Source organism: Acinetobacter johnsonii (genome assembly GCF_048551975.1).
GTDB lineage: Bacteria > Pseudomonadota > Gammaproteobacteria > Pseudomonadales > Moraxellaceae > Acinetobacter > Acinetobacter johnsonii_A.
The window spans coordinates 1-2,569 of the sequence record NZ_JBIMCF010000062.1; the positions used below are offsets into that span (position 1 = coordinate 1).

4 protein-coding genes are annotated in these 2,569 nt (G+C 39.1%); all 4 read right to left on the minus strand.

The features are described from left to right. Positions 1–337: 337 nt before the first annotated feature. The 4 genes from ACG9ZB_RS16585 to ACG9ZB_RS16600 all read right to left on the minus strand — a co-directional run bounded on the left by ACG9ZB_RS16585 (position 338) and on the right by ACG9ZB_RS16600 (position 2,551). A complete protein-coding gene (locus tag ACG9ZB_RS16585; RefSeq protein WP_419326793.1) occupies positions 338–1,354 on the minus strand; it encodes a protein rep in 1,017 nt (338 codons plus the stop codon). A gap of 84 nt (positions 1,355–1,438) precedes the next feature. Next, the gene (locus tag ACG9ZB_RS16590; RefSeq protein ID WP_180191662.1) at positions 1,439–1,729 is read right to left on the minus strand and encodes a hypothetical protein; all 291 of its coding nucleotides are present in this window, start codon (positions 1,727–1,729) and stop codon (positions 1,439–1,441) included. Next, positions 1,722–2,057, minus strand: coding sequence for a hypothetical protein (locus ACG9ZB_RS16595; RefSeq protein WP_174499078.1), 336 nt, complete (start codon positions 2,055–2,057; stop codon positions 1,722–1,724). The genes ACG9ZB_RS16590 and ACG9ZB_RS16595 overlap by 8 nt, the downstream gene beginning before the upstream one ends. A gap of 347 nt (positions 2,058–2,404) precedes the next feature. Beyond that, complete coding sequence (locus ACG9ZB_RS16600) at positions 2,405–2,551, minus strand: hypothetical protein (RefSeq protein ID WP_157799970.1); 147 nt, start codon at positions 2,549–2,551, stop codon at positions 2,405–2,407. Positions 2,552–2,569 lie beyond the last annotated feature (18 nt).

Consider the following 2,569-nt stretch of genomic DNA (forward strand, 5'->3'; position numbering starts at 1 on the left):
ATTCAACCTGATTATTTTTACTTTCAATAATCAGCTTTAAGTCTTCAATCTCTTTCTTCAATTTTTCAATTTCAGTCATATTAAATTCCTAGTTACTGGTGGGAGCACTGCCGTTGAGCTTTGCTCAATGGCTAAGTGCGCCCTTTGGGGTCTAAGGGGTCGAACCCCTTACAAGTCCTGTGGCCACTGGGTAGGCTTGCTTATTACGGTTTGCTGATGATGATATCCGATCCATAGGTCGGCACATCACAGCAACCCGACTGAAGCGCCCGCGCTATATCTCTCGTCGGGCGTCGTCGCAGCTCCTCCTAACTCCGCGCGCTCTCCCGCCTGCGCTTCATTTCGGTTTTACGTCTTTTGTAATTTCTAGGTTGTAATAGGATTTCTTATCGAATACGAAACGATAGAGCAGCTCCAAATATGGAAGATCATCAAGAGGTAGATCATCAGTAAGTTTTTCAGGTAACTTGACACCATACATAGAACCAAAACAGCCAGTCAGCCTGTTACCTTTCAAAGAAAGATATGCTTCCCAAGTATTCTCCAGTGAGAGATCACTAAACTTAAGGGCATATTTACATACCTCAGCAACAGCCTTGCTATAGCCGTGTTCTTTAGTTTTTTTAACTCTACGAATATCGACGATATAAGAATCAAGGGTAATATCATGCCAAGTTTCGGACAATTCTTCCTGGTCTATCCATTCATTAAGTAAAGCAAAAATATGAATATGAGGATGCCATTCTTTAGTTTTTGGATTGTATGTATATTCAGTTGAATAAAAAGCGCCATCAATTTTACAAAACTGATTAAAACCACGACCTTTTTTCTTGTAATCGTTATAACGATCTAAAAGCGTTCTAAATGACGCTCTAAGGTGCTTGAAGCGTTCTTGTAGATCAGAGCCATTCTTTACCGTTAAAGTGATCAGAACGGGCTTTAAATGGCGATTCTGGCGCATTAATTCCTCAATACGCTGAACATATCGGCTCATGGACTTAGCAGCCCTAACACCAGCACACATAGGACATAACAAATGCTGAGAGCAATAGTGTGCCTTAGCAAGTTTAACTTGGTCTATCGTGTAGTAATTATGGAACAGCAGAAATTGACCACAACCCTTTAATTTAGTTGCAGCCTTAAGAGCCTTATTGGATAGATCATTTTCACCTTCTGACTTGAAATCAACCTGCGTCCACAAATATTGTTCTTGTAGTTTCGCTCTATGTTTCAAAATTCCAAAACGTGTTATTCTATCCCTATGTTGATCTGCCTTAGCAGATTGCAAAGCCTGTATTTCATCACCCGCCAAAGTGTCCGAAATATGGGCTTTTTTATTGTCTTTTTTAAGCAATTTTTGTCCCCTAGTTAATCAATAGTATCAAGAGAAAGAAAAAACAGCGAGTAGCTTCGCTAACTCACTGTTTTTTTTAGGGTTTCACATTTGTTCTGCTAAAACTGGTTTCGCGCCTTTGCGAACATAAAAAACAACATTACGACCGATAGCCATAGCACCACATGAGATGCTAATAACCTGATTTTTGAATGGTTCAAACAGTCGAGAATCCTCAACTGTTAGGTCAACAAGTTCGTGTTTAATTTCTCCGTTTGGGAGTTCCAACGAACCAAGAATTTGCACCTTGTCACGCGCTTCATATTCTTTGCCGTCTTTACCTTTACCACCATCCACACGGAAAGCATTAATTAGAGTTCCTTGTAAATTAATCATCTGATTGATCCCCTGATTTCATTTTTCCTGAAGCATAGAGATCCGCAGTGATTGAAGTTTCAATTTCAAAAAGAGTTTTAATTGTTTCGTCGTCCAAAGAGGCAGCTAGAGTTTCAATACCGATTCTTAAGAGATCATTCATGATCTTATTGCGACTTGAGCCAGTATGTTTAACAAGTGCTTCAAGGCGTGTATATGATGCAAACTCAACACGGAAAGGAACTTGAATATAGCCACCGTGATAAGAGCTTGAAGCGGATTTTTTAACTTCTGCAACAAGCATTTGCAGGTTAGTAGGCTCATTTGGATTTGGATTATGGAGTTTCATAGTTGTTTCCTGATCTATAGTGATTCATTTATGATTCATTGGTGGGATATTTATAATGCTTTTTTGAACCGTTTGCAAGAAAGAAAATTTCATGTAGATTTGAGTAATCAGGTGATGCGGCACTTGATAGGTTGAGTGATGCGGCACTCAATCAAATTGGCTGATACGGCAGCCAATCTAAACCGAAGACCAATATGGTCTTTTTTTTCGCCTGTAATTTGTGTCGCCACCCATTCGGGATGGCTAAAAGCTCCCGCTTGGAAATCCAAGGGGAGCTTGTAATCAGGGAAAAGGAAGTTTTGAAATTTAGATAGCGTCAGTTCGCAGGCACTCCGCCTGCTCTGTTACTATTGGGATTGTTCTTTTTTTATATTTGAGATGATTCTCTCAAGTCGTTTAATGTGCTTATTTTTAGATTCAACCTGATTATTTTTACTTTCAATAATCAGCTTTAAGTCTTCAATCTCTTTCTTCAATTTTTCAATTTCAGTCATATTAAATTCCTAGTTACT

Bases quoted from the DNA above. Each gene is read 5' to 3' on its own strand.
- ACG9ZB_RS16590 (WP_180191662.1), bottom strand. From the start codon at position 1,729: ATGATTAATTTACAAGGAACTCTAATTAATGCTTTCCGTGTGGATGGT.
- ACG9ZB_RS16595 (WP_174499078.1), bottom strand. From the start codon at position 2,057: ATGAAACTCCATAATCCAAATCCAAATGAGCCTACTAACCTGCAAATG.
- ACG9ZB_RS16600 (WP_157799970.1), bottom strand. From the start codon at position 2,551: ATGACTGAAATTGAAAAATTGAAGAAAGAGATTGAAGACTTAAAGCTG.